Annotated in this window: 18 protein-coding genes; 16 read left to right on the forward strand and 2 right to left on the reverse strand. The window is 62.1% G+C overall.

Features of this window, described 5'->3' with window-relative positions; all coding sequences use genetic code 11:
* Positions 1–21 precede the first annotated feature (21 nt).
* The 3 genes from C7T36_RS22180 (at position 22) to C7T36_RS22190 (ending at position 2,405) form a co-directional block, all read left to right on the forward strand.
* Positions 22–1,080, forward strand: a complete 1,059-nt coding sequence (locus tag C7T36_RS22180; protein ID WP_239654724.1) for an ABC transporter substrate-binding protein — start codon at positions 22–24, stop codon at positions 1,078–1,080.
* Between the two features lie 101 nt (positions 1,081–1,181).
* A complete protein-coding gene (locus C7T36_RS22185; RefSeq protein ID WP_045067677.1) occupies positions 1,182–1,775 on the forward strand; it encodes a PadR family transcriptional regulator in 594 nt (197 codons plus the stop codon).
* Between the two features lie 96 nt (positions 1,776–1,871).
* A complete protein-coding gene (locus C7T36_RS22190; RefSeq protein ID WP_033232146.1) occupies positions 1,872–2,405 on the forward strand; it encodes a glutathione peroxidase in 534 nt (177 codons plus the stop codon).
* Positions 2,406–2,491: 86 nt separating this feature from the next.
* Here the strand turns inward: C7T36_RS22190 and C7T36_RS22195 are convergent, their stop codons facing one another.
* Complete coding sequence (locus C7T36_RS22195; protein WP_106939788.1) at positions 2,492–3,457, reverse strand: hypothetical protein; 966 nt, start codon at positions 3,455–3,457, stop codon at positions 2,492–2,494.
* A 204-nt stretch (positions 3,458–3,661) separates the two neighbouring features.
* On the opposite strand from C7T36_RS22195, the gene C7T36_RS22200 reads away from it, so the two are divergent.
* Together C7T36_RS22200 and C7T36_RS22205 are read left to right on the forward strand one after the other, a co-directional pair.
* Positions 3,662–4,117: a MarR family winged helix-turn-helix transcriptional regulator gene (locus tag C7T36_RS22200; RefSeq protein ID WP_045067678.1), complete on the forward strand. Its 456-nt coding sequence runs from the start codon at positions 3,662–3,664 to the stop codon at positions 4,115–4,117.
* Positions 4,114–5,535, forward strand: a complete 1,422-nt coding sequence (locus C7T36_RS22205) for an MFS transporter (RefSeq protein WP_045067679.1) — start codon at positions 4,114–4,116, stop codon at positions 5,533–5,535. The genes C7T36_RS22200 and C7T36_RS22205 overlap by 4 nt, the downstream gene beginning before the upstream one ends.
* A 12-nt stretch (positions 5,536–5,547) precedes the next feature.
* On the opposite strand, the gene C7T36_RS22210 is transcribed toward C7T36_RS22205, so the two are convergent.
* Positions 5,548–6,192 carry a TetR/AcrR family transcriptional regulator gene (locus C7T36_RS22210; protein ID WP_045067680.1) on the reverse strand — a complete coding sequence of 215 codons (645 nt, stop codon included), beginning with the start codon at positions 6,190–6,192 and terminating at the stop codon, positions 5,548–5,550.
* A 125-nt stretch (positions 6,193–6,317) separates the two neighbouring features.
* Here C7T36_RS22210 and C7T36_RS22215 point away from each other — a divergent pair, with 125 nt between their 5' ends.
* From C7T36_RS22215 to C7T36_RS22265, 11 genes are all read left to right on the forward strand, one after another.
* A complete protein-coding gene (locus C7T36_RS22215) occupies positions 6,318–7,757 on the forward strand; it encodes an MDR family MFS transporter (protein WP_045067681.1) in 1,440 nt (479 codons plus the stop codon).
* Between the two features lie 69 nt (positions 7,758–7,826).
* Positions 7,827–8,792 carry a triacylglycerol lipase gene (locus tag C7T36_RS22220; protein ID WP_045067682.1) on the forward strand — a complete coding sequence of 322 codons (966 nt, stop codon included), beginning with the start codon at positions 7,827–7,829 and terminating at the stop codon, positions 8,790–8,792.
* A gap of 204 nt (positions 8,793–8,996) precedes the next feature.
* The gene (gene fmt, locus C7T36_RS22225) at positions 8,997–9,920 is read left to right on the forward strand and encodes a methionyl-tRNA formyltransferase (RefSeq protein WP_045067683.1); all 924 of its coding nucleotides are present in this window, start codon (positions 8,997–8,999) and stop codon (positions 9,918–9,920) included.
* Positions 9,917–11,359 (forward strand): RsmB/NOP family class I SAM-dependent RNA methyltransferase, encoded by a 1,443-nt coding sequence (locus tag C7T36_RS22230; protein ID WP_045067684.1) that lies wholly within the window; start codon positions 9,917–9,919, stop codon positions 11,357–11,359. The genes fmt and C7T36_RS22230 overlap by 4 nt, the downstream gene beginning before the upstream one ends.
* Before the next feature lie 94 nt (positions 11,360–11,453).
* Entirely contained in the window at positions 11,454–11,801 is a 348-nt protein-coding gene (locus C7T36_RS22235) for an MmcQ/YjbR family DNA-binding protein (RefSeq protein ID WP_045068047.1), read from the forward strand.
* A 64-nt stretch (positions 11,802–11,865) separates the two neighbouring features.
* Positions 11,866–12,549, forward strand: coding sequence for a ribulose-phosphate 3-epimerase (gene rpe, locus C7T36_RS22240; RefSeq protein WP_033232252.1), 684 nt, complete (start codon positions 11,866–11,868; stop codon positions 12,547–12,549).
* A gap of 10 nt (positions 12,550–12,559) precedes the next feature.
* Positions 12,560–13,612 (forward strand): bifunctional diaminohydroxyphosphoribosylaminopyrimidine deaminase/5-amino-6-(5-phosphoribosylamino)uracil reductase RibD, encoded by a 1,053-nt coding sequence (ribD, locus tag C7T36_RS22245; protein ID WP_033232139.1) that lies wholly within the window; start codon positions 12,560–12,562, stop codon positions 13,610–13,612.
* A 6-nt stretch (positions 13,613–13,618) separates the two neighbouring features.
* Entirely contained in the window at positions 13,619–14,227 is a 609-nt protein-coding gene (locus C7T36_RS22250) for a riboflavin synthase (protein WP_033232138.1), read from the forward strand.
* Positions 14,228–14,378: 151 nt separating this feature from the next.
* Entirely contained in the window at positions 14,379–15,653 is a 1,275-nt protein-coding gene (locus tag C7T36_RS22255; RefSeq protein ID WP_033232137.1) for a bifunctional 3,4-dihydroxy-2-butanone-4-phosphate synthase/GTP cyclohydrolase II, read from the forward strand.
* Positions 15,650–16,147: a 6,7-dimethyl-8-ribityllumazine synthase gene (gene ribH / locus C7T36_RS22260; protein ID WP_045067685.1), complete on the forward strand. Its 498-nt coding sequence runs from the start codon at positions 15,650–15,652 to the stop codon at positions 16,145–16,147. Before C7T36_RS22255 ends, ribH begins: the two co-directional genes overlap by 4 nt.
* Positions 16,144–16,611: a PH domain-containing protein gene (locus tag C7T36_RS22265; RefSeq protein ID WP_033232135.1), complete on the forward strand. Its 468-nt coding sequence runs from the start codon at positions 16,144–16,146 to the stop codon at positions 16,609–16,611. The genes ribH and C7T36_RS22265 overlap by 4 nt, the downstream gene beginning before the upstream one ends.
* Positions 16,612–16,666 lie beyond the last annotated feature (55 nt).

Genomic DNA, 16,666 nt, shown 5'->3' on the forward strand with positions numbered 1-16,666 from the left:
CTGATCGAAGGACGACTTTCCGTGCCCACCGCACCACTGACACGCGCACTCACTGCCGCGACCGGATTGCTCTGCACCACCGCACTACTGACCGGGTGCTCCAGCGCTACTGCGCCGGACGCCGCGACCCCGACTACCGTTGCTGCTGATGCAGCGGGCCCTACAAGTTACCCGTTGACACTCGAAAATTGTGGTGTGTCAGTGACATTCGATTCGGCGCCGCAACGAGCTGTGTCGCTGTACCAGAGTGCGACGGAGATCTTGCTCTCGCTCGGTCTCGGCGACCGGATGGTAGGCACCTCCACCTGGTTCGATCCTGTTCTCGCTCCTCTCGCGGCCCAGAACGACCTGGTGCCGAGACTGGCCGACAATGACGCATCGCTCGAAGTGGTACTCGACACCGAACCCGATCTGGTGACGTCGGCGAGCGCCCACACCTTCACCTCCGCCGTTGTCGCGGAACGCTCCCGATTCGCGGAACTGGGAATTCCCACGTATCAGTCGCCGTCTGTCTGTACCGATGCCGTCGTGGAGGGGGAGAACGTCTCGCGTACCGCGACTCTGACCATCGACACGCTGTACCGGGAGATTCGTGAGCTTGCGGCGATCTTCGACGTGCAGGATCGTGGCGCAGAGTTGATTGCCGAACTGCAGTCGCGGCTATCGGAAGCGGCGGCCGGTGTTGCCGGTTCGGGAAGAACGCTCGCTTTCTGGTTCTCCGGACTCGAGGCTCCGTACATGGCCGGATGTTGTTCGGCCCCAGGTCTTCTTGCCGACGAGGCAGGCGCCGTCAACCTATTTGCGGATCTGTCCGACGACTGGCCGGAAGTGAGTTGGGAGGCGGTAGCCGACCGCGACCCGGATGTGTTGGTGCTCGGTGACCTTCACCGTCGGCGAGTAGACGGTGATTCGTTGGAAACAAAAATCGCCTTTCTCGAATCGAATCCGGTGACCGCGCAGATGACTGCCGTGCGGAACCGCAACTACGTCACATTGTCCGGGGCCGAGATGGATCCAGGGATCCGCGAGATCGACGCACTGGAAAAGCTCGCAGACGGACTGCGTTCGACGGTGGGCTGATACTGCTCGAGACATTGCACCTTTACTGCTCGAGACATTGCACCTTCGATCTGTGCGATATATCGTCGAACTATCAGCGATATCGGCGAAGGGTAGCAACAATGGACAGGCATTTTCCCGACGGCGACCGTGGGCGCGGGCATCGTCGAGGGCGGTTCGGGCCCGACGGCGGACCTGGCCCAGGGTTCGGTCCCGGCGCGCACTTCGGGCGTGGGCGCGGACGCGGCGGGCGCGGGCGTCGAGGTGACGTTCGCGCGGCTGTTCTGCTCCTCATTGCCGAAGAACCGATGCACGGCTACGAACTGATTCAACAGATCGTCGAACGCAGTGGCGGAGTGTGGAAGCCGAGTCCGGGATCGATCTACCCCGCACTGTCGCAACTCGAAGACGAAGGCCTCGTGATCATCGACAAGGTCGCCGGACGGAAGACTGCAAAACTCACCGAGGAAGGTGCCGCGTACGTCGAGCAGCACCGGGCGGATCTCGGTGCACCGTGGGACGAGGTTCGCGACAGCGTCGGCGCTCCCGAGCAGGATCTGCGTGAGCTGATCGGGCAACTGATGGGTGCTGCCGGTCAGGTCGCCGCAGTGGGTACACCAGCGCAGGTCAAGGCCGCTGCCGATGTTCTGATCGAAGCGCGTCGAGCGTTGTATCGCGTTCTTGCCGACGACGGGTCCACCGATACCGACAGTTGAGTGCGGCACTCGTGTTGGTGTGTCCGGTCACTATCGCCGGCGAAGCATGAACTACCTTGGGTAGCAATATAATCACTTCGATAATCAGGAGAGTTCATGAGTGTCCACGACTTTGCCGTCAAGGCTGCCGACGGATCCACCGAGGATCTGAGCCAGTACAAGGGCAACCTTCTGTTGGTCGTCAACGTGGCAAGCAAGTGTGGATTCACACCGCAGTACGAAGGCCTCGATGCCCTGTACCGGGAGAACAAGGACCGCGGCCTTCGGGTCATCGGATTCCCGAGCAATCAGTTCGGAGATCAGGAGCCTGGCCAGGACGCTGAGATCCAGGAGTTCTGCAGCACGACCTACAACGTCACTTTCCCGGTGTACGCAAAGATCGAGGTCAACGGCGACAACGCGGACCCGCTGTACGAGCACCTCCGCAGCGAGGCACCCGGTGAGTTCGGGCCCGAAATCGGATTCCTGTTCGAGCATGTCAGCAAGACGCGCCCCGAGGCGATCGGTACCGACGAAGTGAAGTGGAACTTCACGAAGTTCCTCGTCGATCGTGACGGAGCGGTAGTTCGCCGGTTCGAGTCGACGGTCACCCCCGAGCAGATCGCCGAGGAAATTTCGGAGCTGCTGTAATTACCGGGCTGCTGTAAGCAGGACTATCAACTGAATATTCAGTCGTAATCCCGGGAGCCCCTGCGTGGTCTCCCGGGATTGCTGTCTTAAGCGTCGGACCTGTTGATTTCGATTGCACAACGCAGCACAACGTGCCAAAGTTCGTCGAGATCGACGTCGGCGATTGCGAAGCCTTTTGCGGTGGAGTGGTGGTCTTGCCCGATCAATCCGGCTAGTTCGGCGAAACCCGGGTGCTGACGTACAACCTCGTATTGGTTCCAGGTTCCGTAGGCCATGAGTTGGCCGGTTTTGTTGATCCACAATTGGATGGGTGCGTACCGGAGTCCATAGGGGTACAAGAAGATGCCGCCTCCCGGACGATTGCCGAACCACAGGGCATTGTGCGGTCCGCGGATGTCATCGAGATTTTCGAGAAGTTCGAAGATCCGCTGGGCGGAGACGCGGTCGGACGTGGCGTCGAGTGCGTCGAGGAATGATTGTGTGGTCCAGGATGTCGAGGGGCCAGAACTGCGGGCTTTAACGGCTGCGATTTCGCCGCCGTAGGTGGAAGGCATCAGGAATTCGATGTCCCCGTGTCGGGCATAAGTCAGCTGAAGAGCGGTGACTGCCACTTCGTCGCGAGTTATTCGGTTCAGGAATTCGACCAAGCGTTTGAGGTCGTTGTCGATACGGTCGACGGCAAGACACAGGTCGATGCGGCCTTCTGTGATGTTGAGGTCGAGTTGTTCGAGTGCAGTCTCCCCGAGCGCGGCAAGATCATCACCCCGCTGACGATTCCATTGCTCCCTGAACGATTTAGCACCATCGACCCAGATCGCGGATGCGTAATCGAGAACCTGCCCGATCACCATTCTGCGTCGCTCGGAGTTCGATGCAAGCTTGCACTCGACGATCGTGATCGTGCCGTCAGGGCTGATAATGCACACGTCTGCGGGGCCTGCCGTGGTCGAAAGCTCGCGAACAGTCAAAGCGCCTTCGGGGACACCGGGTACGTACTGCGGGTCGGTTGCGACGATCCGCTGCAAGTGGTCTTCGTTCTCGTAGGCGGTCATCTCGGGTGAATCCCAGGATTCTGTGGATCCGATCCGTCGGATCAGCAATCCGGGGTCTACATCGCAGTTTGGGCTCGCAACGTCACGTCACCTCGCAAAATTTGACAGATAGTCTGTTGAAAAAATTTCGATAGAGACAGGTCACATCCAAGACCTTAGAAGAAATAAGCAGCTACCCTGGCTAATGAGACTAGGGAGAATCGCATGGACGAACGTGCCGACCGGCTGCGGGAAGACGTGGCGGTGTTCAGTCGAAGGATTCGGACGAAGAGTTCCGGGCATTTGTTGACTCCAACCCAACTGCAGGCACTTGCGCATCTGGATCGGGTGGGCGCGATGAGTGCGCGTGCGCTTGCCGATTTGGAGCGGGTAGTCCCGCAAACAATCGCCCGGACTGTGCTTCTCCTCGAGGAGAAGGGGATGGTGACGCGCACCGTCGATCCACATGATGCTCGCGCGAGTTTGATCTCGATCACGGACATCGGCCGTAGGACCCTGGACGTGGACCGCGCCGCCCGTAGTGAATGGCTTACGTCCGTGCTGACGGAGGAGTTCACCGACGTCGAACGTGAGTTGCTTTATCTCGCAGGACGTTTGCTGCGGCGTGCGGCTGAGTCGACCGATACAACACCGGCGCAGGAGTCAGTGATGCGCGCATGACCGCCGTCGAGGACCAGGCAGATACCAAGGCCTTGCCTGTTCCGTTCCGGGTGAGTGGTGCGGCAGCGACCGGCAGCATTCTGCAACCGCTGAATTCGTCGATGATTGCCGTGGCAATTGTTGGTATCGCCGCTCAGTTCGGTTCGAACGGCGGCGTTTCCTGGATCATCTCCGCGATGTACATCACGACCGCTGTTGGTGCCCCCATGATGGGTCGGCTCGGTGCATTGCTGGGCGCTCGTCGGGTATTTCTTGGAGGCTTAGCCCTGGTCGCCATCGGATCGTGCGTCGGGATGCTTGCCCCGAATGTCGGTTGGTTGATCGGTGCGTACGTGATCCTCGGATTCGGCATTTCAGCCCACATGCCCAACGCGATGACCATGGTCCGCAGCTACTCCGAGCGCTACGGGCGCCAGCCGCGTACGGCGATTGCAACGTTGGTTGTCTGCAGTCAGTCCGTTGCAGCTCTTGGTCCCACTGTCGGTGGTCTCCTTGTGGGGGCTTTCGGGTGGCAATCGATCCTGTGGGTGAATCTTCCCGTCGTAGTGCTCAGTGCTGTTGTGGTTATGCGTGCTGACGTGGGCTTTGCCGGCGGTGGGCGAGTGTCGGTTCGGGAAGCGCTCCATGCTCTCGATGTGGTCGGAATCGGATTGTTCCTCGTGACGATCACGTCGACGATGGTGCTGCTGGTTTCGTTGCCGGGGAACCCGACGTGGTGGCTGCTTCCCGTTGCGGTGACGGGACTCGGTCTCTTTGTCTGGTGGGAGCACCGCGCTCCGGAGCCGTTTCTGGATGTCGAGGCCCTGGCACGTAATCGCTCGCTCAGTGCCACTCTGGGTCGGACATTGCTCACGTACACGTGCTTCTACTGCGTCTTTTTCGGAATTCCGCAATGGCTGCAGTACGCGCGGGGGATGAGCCCGATCGAGGCCGGCTTGACGATGCTGCCCGTCGCGGGGGTCAGCGTGGTGGCCACCATGATCGGGTCTCGCACATACCGGCGGTACGGCGCCCGTCGCACTCTGTTTGTCGGTACGTGTGCGCTGCTGGTCGGCGGGGTGTTGATCGCTTCGGTCGAAAGCTCGACTGCACCGGTCTTGGTGCTTCTCCTTGTTGCCGCGGTACTTGGTATACCGAACGGTTTCAACAACATCGGCAATCAAAGCCTGATCAATGCGGTGACAACCGTGGACGAAGTTGGTGCAGCTATCGGCGTTTACCGCACAGTTGCGTTCATCGGCGCGAATCTTGCGGTTGTGGTGTTGCAGGTAACGGCCGGTCATCAGATCGACGACGCTGGTCTGCACCGGACTGGATGGTTCATCGCAGTTTCAGGATTGGTCCTTCTTGTCGGGATCATGTTCTCGCGCAACATGGGACCGGCCCGCGCTGTCGATTCCCCGACTTCGTCTGCCTGATCTCGCTGTCGATCAGCTCGCTGCGGCGCGTCGCAGATCTTCGCACGTGCTCCGGTAAATCTGTGCCAGATCAGCCTCGGCGCCGTTGTCCAGGCGTTCTGCCCAGGTATCGACCGCGATACGTGTTGTCATCGCGGCACTTTCGACGAGTAGTCGAGCGTAAGGGCGGGCATTCTCGCCGCCGAGTTTGATGGCAACTCGGTCCGTCAGTTGGATCAGTGCCATGGATTCTGTGGCAAATGATGATGCGCACAGATGGGGGTCGGATGCGAGGAGGCGTCGAACTCGCAGTATTCGATCTCGCCTGTCAGGCGAGGCCTCCAGTCTCTCGATGATGTTCCCGTAGATTTCCTGCATCCCTGTCAGAGTCACGTCGTCGGCAGGGATCGCATCGAGCCATTCGACGATCTCCGTCTCGAACTCGACCTCGACGCTGAGGGCCGAGTCTTCCTTGGTGGCGAAGCATCGAAAAAATGTGCTGGGTGAGACTCCGGCGCGGCGCGCGATTTCGTCAACCGTCGTCGCCGACGAGCCGTGGAGTTCGAAAAGTTCCAGGGCGGCCCGGGATATCTCGAGGCGAGTTTCCTGGCGGCGGCGTTCCCGTAGGTCGGGAGCGCGTTTTGCCGCGGGGACCTGGACGCTGTCGTGTGTGGTCATCCGCAGTCCTCCATGTGGCTCAACTTACCAGCCGAAATCAACTTGACAGTGACTCTCAAGATGATTGATATTGTCAGTTAAATAAGTTGATTTGTCTTCTAAGACCAGAGAGTTCTCAGTAGCGCATGCATATTCAAGAGACGGAAGCCCAACCGGAATCGGTTGACCTCGACCGCGGTAGCAAATTGTTGATCACCGTGCTGGTCGTCGCAGCATTCGTGATGATCCTCAACGAGACGATCATGAGCGTGGCACTGCCACGTTTGATGGTGGACCTGGATATCACCGCCAGCACAGCACAGTGGCTGACCACTGGATTCATGCTGACCATGGCCGTCGTGATTCCGACGACGGGCTACCTGTTCCAGCGATTCACTCTCCGGCAAGTATTCGCAGCAGCGATGACGCTCTTCAGCGTCGGCACGCTCCTCGCGGCGTCCGCACCCGGATTCGAACTTCTTCTGGCGGGTCGAGTGATCCAAGCCGGTGGTACCGCCATCATGCTTCCACTCCTCATGACCACGGTCCTGCGTGTTGTTCCCGCTCATAAGCGCGGCGCCATGATGGGCGTCATCTCCATCGTGATCGCCGTCGCTCCGGCGATCGGTCCGACACTCTCCGGTGTGATCCTGCGATCGCTGGACTGGCGCTGGATGTTCTGGCTTGTGTTGCCGATCGCCCTGGTTGCGTTTGCCATCGGCTCCGCGTTGGTCAAGAACCTCACCACTACCGGCGCAGCACCGTTCGACGGGTTGTCGGTTGTATTGTCCGCGTTGGCATTCGGTGGCATCGTCTACGGACTCGGTAGTCTCGGACATTCCGCTGAGGGATCCGGCGTGCCGGTGTGGGTACCGCTGGTTGTCGGTGTCGTGGCGCTGGTCGTGTTTGTTCTGCGTCAGTTGTCGCGGCAGGAGGACGGGCGTGCCCTCCTGGACATGCGGCCATTCCTCACGCCGACGTTCAGCATCGGATTGGCCATGTTGGCGATCAGCATGATGGCCCTGTTCGGTGCGCTGATTCTGCTGCCGTTGTACCTGCAGAATGTGCTCGGCCTCGACACGTTGAAGACCGGTTTGTTGCTTCTCCCCGGTGGTTTGCTCATGGGCATCCTGGCACCGTTCGTCGGTCGGGTCTTCGACCGCGTCGGTCCGCGCCCGCTGGTCATCCCCGGTGTTGTCGTGGTCAGCGCCGCGTTGTGGCTGATGACGCTCCTCGACACGGAGACCGGCTTGCCGATGGTTGTCGGCATCCATTCGATGCTGATGGTGGGTCTGGCATTGGTGATGACTCCGCTGATGACGTCGTCGCTCGGATCGGTCCCGTCGGAGTTGTATTCCCACGGCAGTGCAATTTTCAATACCGGTCAGCAGTTGGCCGGTGCGGCGGGAACCGCGTTGTTCGTCACAATTATGTCGAACACAGCCGCCTCACAACTCGCCGATGGTGCGACCGATGTCGCTGCGCAGCAATCGGGTATCCACACAGCATTCATGTGGGGTGGCGTCATATCCCTGATCGCGGTGGCAGGCTCGTTCTTCATCCGGAAGCCGGCAGTGACCAGCTAGGGATGCGTGTTCGTCTGCACTTATGATTGGCCTTGGTGTGGATCGGGATCGGGGCGGGAGTGCTGAACTATGTCGGGTAGAACAAGAATTGCAGGATTGTTGTTGGCTAGCGCCTGTCTGGTGGCGCTACCAAGTGTTGCCGGCGCGCAGTCCGGGGCGAGCGTTCCCACACACGTCGGACCGGCACAGATAAGCCGTCACGCGGCAACCGCATATGCAGAGACTCACCCCGATTCGGCGCCGGCCGGGTCCAATAATTTCGACTGCAGGCCCACGGCCGAGCATCCACGTCCGGTGTTGCTTGCACATGGAACGGACACTCAGGCGTACACCGACTGGGCGGCTGTGGCGCCGGCCCTCGTTGCCGACGGCTATTGCGTTTTTGTACTCAACTACGGCGGGGATCCTGAGGAAGATACCTTCGGCGTCGGCGACATCGTCTCGAGTGCAAGCGAATTCAGTGCCTTTGTCGATCAGGTGAGATCGAGGACGGGCGCTGATCGCGTCGATGTCATCGGGTACTCGCAGGGCGCCACGGTAACTCGGTACTACACCAACAAACTTGGTGGTTCGCAGTTTGTCGACCACTGGATCGGGCTGGCCTCGCCGACGTACGGCGGTGTGATGTTCGGGCTCGTGCCGCTCGTACGGGCGATACCCGGCGGCGAAGAATTTGTCGAGGACACTTTCTCGGTTGCCGTGCGTGAGCAGATGGAGGGATCGGATCTGCTGCGCAGTCTCAACAACGGCGGCGACACCGTGCCAGGGGTGCAGTTCACCACCATCGGCTCGCAGGTCGACGAAGTGATCCAACCGTCAGGCAACATCGCGTTGCGGGACTCAGGCGCCGAGAACATCGTCCTGCAGGACCTGTGCCCGCAGAACCTGACCGGGCACTTCCGGATGCCGTACGACCCTTACGTGATCGACATCATCCGCACCTCCCTCGATCCCGATGCCGAGCGGCACGCACCGTGTACGGCCGTCCCGCTCGGCACCGATATTCCGCAAGTGGTGATCGACGCAAATTCCTGACTTCTGCAATCGATTACGACCCCAGAAGTTGCCGACAGTCACGACCGATATGCCGCGCGGTACAAGCTGGGCTCAGCACTCCCTAGACTGAGGGTTCCATTCGTACAAAATCCGGGAGCGCTTTCGTGACTTGCAGTCCACCACGTTCGAGCGGCCAGCGAGCTGATCACAGTCTCTGCAGCCCTGAGAATAGGGAGGGCTGACATGCGCGTTGTATTCGCCGGAACGCCGGAACCTGCCGTCCCGTCCTTGCGTCGACTCATCGAGTCGGCCAATCACGAGGTCGTTGCCGTGGTGACGCGTCCTGACGCCGTCGCCGGTCGCGGACGGAAAGTCACCCGGTCACCCATCGGCATGCTCGCGGACGAACACGGCATTCCGGTGTTGACTCCCGCCAAGGCGTCAGATCCCGAATTCGCGGCCGAGCTGAAAAGCTACGAGCCGGACTGTGCGCCCGTTGTCGCTTACGGAAATCTGTTGCCGCAGAACGTACTCGACATCCCGAAGTTCGGTTGGGTGAATCTGCACTTCTCGCTGCTTCCCGCGTGGCGTGGTGCTGCGCCGGTACAGGCAGCGATCAGCGCCGGTGACGAGGTCACCGGTGCCAGCGCCTTCCGCCTCGAAGCGGGCATGGACACCGGACCGGTGTACGGCGTGATGACCGAACGCATCCGCGATACTGACACTGCCGGCGATCTCCTAGGGCGACTGGCCGAAGGTGGCGCCGGCCTGCTCGAATCAGTGCTCGACGGAATCGAAGCCGGTGCAATCACGGCGGTTCCTCAATCCGACGACGGCGTCTCGTACGCGCCGAAGGTGACCGTCGACGCGGCCCGGGTGCGCTGGGATCGTCCCGCTGCGGCCGTTGACCGCCACATTCGGGCGGTCACGCCTGCGCCGGGCGCGTGGACGATGATCGGTGACCTGCGGGTCAAGCTCGGACCGGTCACCTTGACTGACGACGTGCTGGCAGTCGGCGAGATCGCAGTACGCAAGGACGGTCTTTACATCGGTACCGCTACGACGGCGGTGCGACTCGGGCAGATACAGCCCCCGGGCAAGAAATTGATGTCGGCAGGGGACTGGGCACGCGGTGCCCGACTCGACGCGGAGGTACGAGCAGCATGACCGAATCACGACGACCAGCCCGCCAGGCCCAAGGCCCCGGCGACAAGCGGAACGGGTCGCGAAACAACAAGCCGAAGCAGGCAGAACGGCCCGATCCGACGGCTGGACTCGATCAGCCGCGTCTCGCAGCCCTCGACGTGCTGCGCGCGGTCCGTGAGCGCGACGCTTACGCAAACTTGGTTCTGCCCGGATTGCTCCGCGATCGCAAACTCGACTCCCGCGATGCTGCCTTGGCAACAGAACTGGCGTACGGCGCTGCCCGCGCGCAGGGGTTGCTCGATGCTGTGATCGTGCACGCGTCGGGTCGTCCGATCGAGGAAATCGACGGCAACCTTCTCGACGTGCTGCGGTTGGGTTCTTACCAACTGCTGCGCACGCGCGTCGCGCCGCACGCTGCCGTCGCGACGTCCGTCGACCTCGCACGCGCTGAATCCGGCCAGGGGCGAGCAGGATTCGTCAACGCGGTACTGCGCCGGGTGTCCGAACGCACTCAGGACGAGTGGGTGGAACTGCTGGCGCCGAAGGACCCGATCGGGCACCTCGCGTTCGAGCACGCGCACCCGGTGTGGATCGCACAGGTCTTCGCCGATTCGCTCGGCGCTGCGGCCGGTGAACTCGAAGACGTCCTGATTGCCGACGACGCCCGTCCCGCCGTGCACCTCGTTGCGCGGCCCGGCGAAATCTCGGCCGAAGAGCTGGCGCTGGTCACCGGCGGCGAGATCGGCCCGTACTCGCCGTACGCCGTGCATCTGGACGGCGGCGATCCTGGCCAGCTCGATGCGGTGCGTCAGGGCTTGGCCGGTGTGCAGGACGAAGGCAGCCAGCTGGTTGCTCGCGCCCTGACTCTCGCACCGCTCGACGGTGACGACGGTGGCCGCTGGCTCGATCTCTGCGCTGGTCCAGGCGGCAAAGCAGCGCTTCTCGGAGCGCTGGCAGGAATCGACGGTGGGCGCCTCGACGCCGTCGAACCCGTCGCCCACCGCGCGGAACTGATCCGCAAGACCACCCGTGAGCTACCCGTCGACGTACACGTGGCGGACGGCCGCGAGTCTGGCCTCGAACCCGGCTACGACCGCATCCTCGTCGACGCGCCGTGCACCGGACTGGGCGCGTTGCGTCGGCGTCCGGAAGCGCGGTGGCGTCGCCAACCGTCGGATGTCGCCCCGCTGGTGAAGTTGCAGCGTGAATTGCTCGCCGCGGCAATCGAATTGGTGCGTCCCGGTGGTGTGGTGCTGTACTCCACGTGCTCGCCGCACTTGTCGGAAACGCTGGCCGTTGTTGCCGATGCGGTCCGCCGTCATGGCGTCGTCGAACTCGACACCAAGGAGCTGGTGCCAGGTGTGCCGGACGTCGGCGACGGCAATTCGGTTCAATTGTGGCCGCACCGCCATGGCACGGATGCAATGTTCATGGCGGCATTGCGTAAACCACTGGCGTAGGTAGCTGTGCGCCGTTTTGGTAGCGGGACCTACCAAAACGGCGCACAGGGGTGGGGAGGTGACTTCCGGCCCCCGGAGTCGTATGGTTCCCTCCATGGTTACGTGGGAACAGGTTGTCGTACTCGCTTCGGCGCTTCCGTCAGTGGAGGAATCGACGTCGTACAACACCCCGGCACTCAAGGTGGCAGGCAAGACATTTGCGCGCTTGCGAACCGAAGCCGAGGGCGCATTGGTCGTGATGTGTGGTCTGGACGAGAAAGAGGCGCTGCTCGCCAGTGGGGAAGCGCCGTTCTTCACGACGGATCACTACCACGGGCACGGTTCGATCCTGGTGCACCTCGAACTGATCGATGAGGATCAGTTGGCGGAAATGCTCGAGGACGCATGGCGGATCAAGGCTCCGTCGAAGGTGCGCAAGCTTCGCGCCGCAGTCAAGCACTGACAGATTTTCGACCGCACCGACGGGCGTGCACAGGGGCGCAGACGCCACGGCTAAACTCGGGCACGTGGCTTCCCCGATGATTGCACCGTCCATTCTGTCCGCCGATTTTGCACGCCTCGCCGACGAAGCGGCCGCCGTTGCCGGTTCTGATTGGCTTCACGTCGACGTGATGGACGCGCATTTCGTTCCGAATCTGACACTGGGTCTTCCGGTGGTCGAAAGCCTGCTCAAGGCAACGGATATTCCGCTCGACTGCCATCTGATGATCGACAACCCCGAGCGCTGGGCGCCGCCGTATGCCGAGGCCGGTGCATACAACGTCACGTTCCATGCCGAAGCCACCGATGATCCGCGTTCGGTTGCCCGCGACATTCGCGCTGCCGGTTCCAAAGCAGGTCTGAGCATCAAGCCAGGAACCGACATCGAGCCTTACCTCGAAATCCTCAAAGATTTCGACACGTTGCTGATCATGAGCGTCGAGCCAGGCTTCGGTGGGCAGTCCTTCATGCCGCAGGTCCTCGAGAAGGCCCGCACGATTCGTAAGCTCGTCGACTCGGGCGAGCTGAAACTGCTTGTCGAGATCGACGGCGGCATCAACGCGGACACTATCGAACAGGCCGCAGAAGCGGGCATCGATTGCTTTGTCGCCGGTAGCGCCGTGTACGGCGCGAGTGACCCCGGAGAAGCTGTGCGCAAGCTTCGTGCGCAGGCCGCATCCGCGTCGCCGCACCTGACGCTGTCGGTCTGAGAACACCGACATGGCAAAGGCTGTTCCGGTGTCGAGTTCTGATCTCGACGCCGCAATGCAGATCGCGTTGACTGCTGCTGATTCCGCACGCGGGTTCACCAGCCCCAACCCGCCCGTGGGTGCCGTCATTCTGGGCGCCGACGGAACCATTGCGGGCGTGGGCATGACTCAGCCCCCAGGTGGTCCGCATGCGGAGATCGTGGCTCTTACCGAAGCCGGCCGGGCAGCGCGCGGCGGCACGGCGGTGGTCACGCTCGAACCTTGCAACCATCAGGGGCGGACCGGGCCGTGTTCACAGGCATTGATCGACGCCGGTGTGGCGGCCGTGGTTTATGCCGTCGGCGACCCCAATCCTGAAGCGTCCGGCGGTGCGGCGACGCTGATGCGCGCCGGAATCTCGGTCACGTCCGGACTACGAGCGGCTGAGGTCGAAGCGGGTCCGCTGCGCGCCTGGCTGCACAAACAGCGCACCGGCCGTCCGCACATCACGTGGAAGTACGCGGCGAGCCTCGACGGCCGCAGCGCTGCCGAAGACGGCACGAGTCAATGGATCACGGGTCCGGCTGCTCGAGCACGCGTACATGCCCAGCGGGCGCAGGTCGACGCAATCGTGGTGGGTACCGGCACGGTCTTTGCGGACGATCCCTGGTTGACCGCGCGTCAGCCGACGGGGGACCTCGCGGCCCATCAGCCGGTGCGCGTGGTAGTCGGGAAGCGTGAAATACCCTCGACTGCAAGGATTCTCGACGACGCGGCTCCGACGCTGATCTTGAATACGGAGAGTATCGACGAGGTTGTCGAGGCGCTCACCGAATACACGGACGTGCTGCTCGAAGGCGGACCACGCCTGGCGGGCGCATTCCTGGCCGCAGGGTATGTCGACGTCATCGAGGCGTACATCGCTCCGATCCTGCTCGGCGGGGGAGCGTCGGCGCTGGTCGACGCGGGAGTACACACCATCGCCGACGCCCGCCGGTTCCACTTGGAGTCCGCGGTAACGATCGGCCCCGATATTTTGTTGAGTCTGGTTCCGGAGAATTCCGCTCCGGGGAACGAGGAGTAGGCAAGCGTGTTCACTGGAATTGTTGAAGAACTCGGCGAAGTTGTCGCCAAGGAAGAACTGGTCGACGCCGCACGCTTCACGGTGCGCGGACCGTTGGTCACCTCCGACGCCGGTCACGGCGATTCGATCGCGGTGAACGGCGTCTGCCTCACGGTTGTCGACGTACTCGACGACGGTTCCTTCACTGCAGACGTCATGCAGGAGACGCTGAACCGTTCGAGCCTCGCGAGCCTGGCAGTCGGCAGCCGCGTCAATCTCGAGCGCGCAGCAGCACTCAACAGCCGTCTCGGCGGACATCTCGTGCAGGGCCACGTCGACGGTACCGGTCACGTCATTTCGCGTTCGCCGTCCGAGAACTGGGAGATCGTGCGAATTTCGCTGCCCGAGTCCATCTCGCGGTACGTCGTGGAAAAGGGGTCGATCACCGTCGACGGTGTGTCCCTGACGGTGTCTGCGCTCGGTGGTGAGCGTGGGTTCGAGTACTTCGAGATCTCGCTGATCCCGACGACGTTGGAGTTGACGACACTCGGAACCGCGACGATCGGCACACCGGTCAATCTCGAGGTCGACGTGATCGCGAAATACGTCGAACGGTTGCACGCGGCCGGTAGGTAGGACCGCCTCGATCGGGTCTTGACGGACGGTCGTAGGGTTGGTAACAGGGTTGGTCAGTAGGCTTGGCCAGTAGGGTTGTCGGTGCATCCACATCGGATGTACTCGTTGTTTTCGATGATGACTAGTAGTCAAGACTTTGGAGTGCGAGCACGTGACCAGGTTCGACAGTATCGAGCGCGCAGTAGCAGATATCGCTGCAGGTAAAGCTGTTGTCGTTGTGGACGACGAGGATCGTGAGAACGAGGGCGACCTGATCTTCGCCGCAGAGAAAGCCACTCCTGAACTGGTGGCGTTCATGGTTCGGTACACGTCCGGTTATCTCTGTGTTCCGCTCGACGGAAACGACTGCGACCGTCTGGGCCTGCCCCCGATGTATGCGACCAATCAGGACAAGCACGGCACTGCATACACGGTGACCGTCGACGCCCGTGAGGGAATCGGCACCGGTATCTCGGCGTCGGATCGCGCTGCGACCATGCGCCTGTTGGCTGATCCCAACTCCGGTGCCAACGATTTCACCCGTCCCGGCCACGTAGTACCGCTGCGCGCGAAGGAAGGCGGAGTTCTCCGTCGTCCCGGACATACCGAAGCCGCAGTCGATTTGGCTCGCATGGCTGATCTTCGTCCCGCCGGTGTCATCTGCGAAATCGTCAGTCAGAAGGACGAAGGCGCAATGGCTCAGACGGACGAGCTGCGCGTGTTCGCCGACGAGCACAACCTGGCGTTGATCTCGATTGCCGATCTCATCGCGTGGCGTCGTAAGCATGAAAAGCACGTCGTCCGCATTGCCGAAGCCCGTATCCCGACGCGTCACGGTGAGTTCACCGCAGTCGGCTACACCAGCATCTACGACGAGGTCGAACACGTTGCGCTGGTGCGCGGCGACATCGCCGGCCCCGACGGTGACGGCAGCGATGTTCTCGTGCGCGTGCACTCCGAGTGCCTGACCGGTGACGTGTTCGGCTCACTGCGCTGCGATTGTGGTCCGCAGCTCGATGCCGCGCTGGACATGGTGGCTCAGGAAGGCCGCGGCGTCGTTCTGTATATGCGCGGACACGAGGGTCGCGGAATCGGCCTTATGCACAAGCTGCAGGCGTACCAGTTGCAGGACGCCGGCTCAGACACGGTCGACGCCAATCTCGAACTCGGGCTCCCCGCTGACGCCCGTGACTACGGCATCGGCGCGCAGATCCTCGTAGATCTGGGCATCTCGTCGATGCGTCTGCTGACCAACAACCCGGCCAAGCGTGTCGGCCTGGACGGTTACGGACTGCAGATAACCGACCGGGTTCCGATGCCGCTGCGTGCCAACGCCGAGAACCTCACGTACCTGCGCACCAAGCGCGACCGGATGGGCCACGATTTGATCGGACTCGACGAGTACGAAGCCGCTCAGGAAGCCGTCAAGCAGGACGGTGCGGTATGAGCGGTGAGGGACAGCCCCAGCTGGCTATCGCCGAAGCGAAGGACTTGAAACTGGCGATCGTTGCGGGGCAGTGGCACGCGACAATTTCCGAAGCGCTGATCGCGGGTGCTCAGCGGGTGGCCGCAGAGGCGCAGATCAAAGATGTGACGTTGATCCGCGTCGCCGGCGCCATCGAACTGCCCGTCGTTGCACAGGCGTTGGCCAGGACGCACGATGCCGTTGTTGCGCTCGGTGTGGTCATTCGCGGTGGTACACCGCATTTCGAGTACGTCTGTGACGCGGTGACAGCTGGTCTGACGCGGGTCTCGCTCGACGAGAGCACACCGGTCGGCAACGGCGTCCTGACCACCGATACCGAACAGCAGGCCCTGGATCGTTCCGGTTTGCCCGGTAGTGTCGAGGACAAGGGTGCGCAGGCCTGTGCCGCAGCATTGGATACGGCGGTCACCTTGCGCCACCTACGACAGCCATGGACTGAGGATTCGTTTCGATGAGCACACCTGACGACAACTGGGAACTGATCGCGAAACCGCGCAAGTCGACGCGATACGCGATCGGGGTTGCGGCTCTCCTGGTCATCGTCCACGTCACTCTGGCAGTCTCGCTGCGAAGCGGATCGACCGGCGTGTACTTCCGCGCGGCCGATCAGCTTGCGATGGCCACGATCGGCTGTGTTCTCGCCGGTGGTGTTCTGCTGCTCACCCGCCCTCGGGTGCGAGCGGGTCAACGGGGTATCGCGGTTCGCAACATTCTCGGCGAGAAGATCGTCGAGTGGGATCTGTTCGAAGGCCTGTCGTTCCCTGACGGTGCCGCGTGGGCCAGGATCGAACTGCCGGACGACGAGTACATGCCGGTTATGGCGATCCAGTCCAACGACCGCGAATACGCGGTGGACGCCGTCGTGAAGCTGCGCGAAATCGCTGACCGCTACGCCCCGGCAGCACACGAAAGCAACTGACGTTCGCCAGGCCGATTCGTCGGACACCACCTGCGTGTTTCCGAATCGGTCGGTG

The organism is Rhodococcus sp. AD45-ID (assembly GCF_003023755.1).
Classification (GTDB): domain Bacteria; phylum Actinomycetota; class Actinomycetes; order Mycobacteriales; family Mycobacteriaceae; genus Rhodococcus_F; species Rhodococcus_F globerula.

Excerpts from the sequence above, each read along its gene's own strand:
- C7T36_RS22185 (WP_045067677.1), top strand. The coding sequence starts at position 1,182 with ATGGACAGGCATTTTCCCGACGGCGACCGTGGGCGCGGGCATCGTCGA.
- C7T36_RS22190 (WP_033232146.1), top strand. The coding sequence starts at position 1,872 with ATGAGTGTCCACGACTTTGCCGTCAAGGCTGCCGACGGATCCACCGAG.
- C7T36_RS22195 (WP_106939788.1), bottom strand. The coding sequence starts at position 3,457 with ATGACCGCCTACGAGAACGAAGACCACTTGCAGCGGATCGTCGCAACC.
- C7T36_RS22200 (WP_045067678.1), top strand. The coding sequence starts at position 3,662 with ATGGACGAACGTGCCGACCGGCTGCGGGAAGACGTGGCGGTGTTCAGT.
- C7T36_RS22205 (WP_045067679.1), top strand. The coding sequence starts at position 4,114 with ATGACCGCCGTCGAGGACCAGGCAGATACCAAGGCCTTGCCTGTTCCG.
- C7T36_RS22210 (WP_045067680.1), bottom strand. The coding sequence starts at position 6,192 with ATGACCACACACGACAGCGTCCAGGTCCCCGCGGCAAAACGCGCTCCC.
- C7T36_RS22215 (WP_045067681.1), top strand. The coding sequence starts at position 6,318 with ATGCATATTCAAGAGACGGAAGCCCAACCGGAATCGGTTGACCTCGAC.
- C7T36_RS22220 (WP_045067682.1), top strand. The coding sequence starts at position 7,827 with ATGTCGGGTAGAACAAGAATTGCAGGATTGTTGTTGGCTAGCGCCTGT.
- fmt (WP_045067683.1), top strand. The coding sequence starts at position 8,997 with ATGCGCGTTGTATTCGCCGGAACGCCGGAACCTGCCGTCCCGTCCTTG.
- C7T36_RS22230 (WP_045067684.1), top strand. The coding sequence starts at position 9,917 with ATGACCGAATCACGACGACCAGCCCGCCAGGCCCAAGGCCCCGGCGAC.
- C7T36_RS22235 (WP_045068047.1), top strand. The coding sequence starts at position 11,454 with ATGGTTACGTGGGAACAGGTTGTCGTACTCGCTTCGGCGCTTCCGTCA.
- ribD (WP_033232139.1), top strand. The coding sequence starts at position 12,560 with ATGGCAAAGGCTGTTCCGGTGTCGAGTTCTGATCTCGACGCCGCAATG.
- ribH (WP_045067685.1), top strand. The coding sequence starts at position 15,650 with ATGAGCGGTGAGGGACAGCCCCAGCTGGCTATCGCCGAAGCGAAGGAC.
- C7T36_RS22265 (WP_033232135.1), top strand. The coding sequence starts at position 16,144 with ATGAGCACACCTGACGACAACTGGGAACTGATCGCGAAACCGCGCAAG.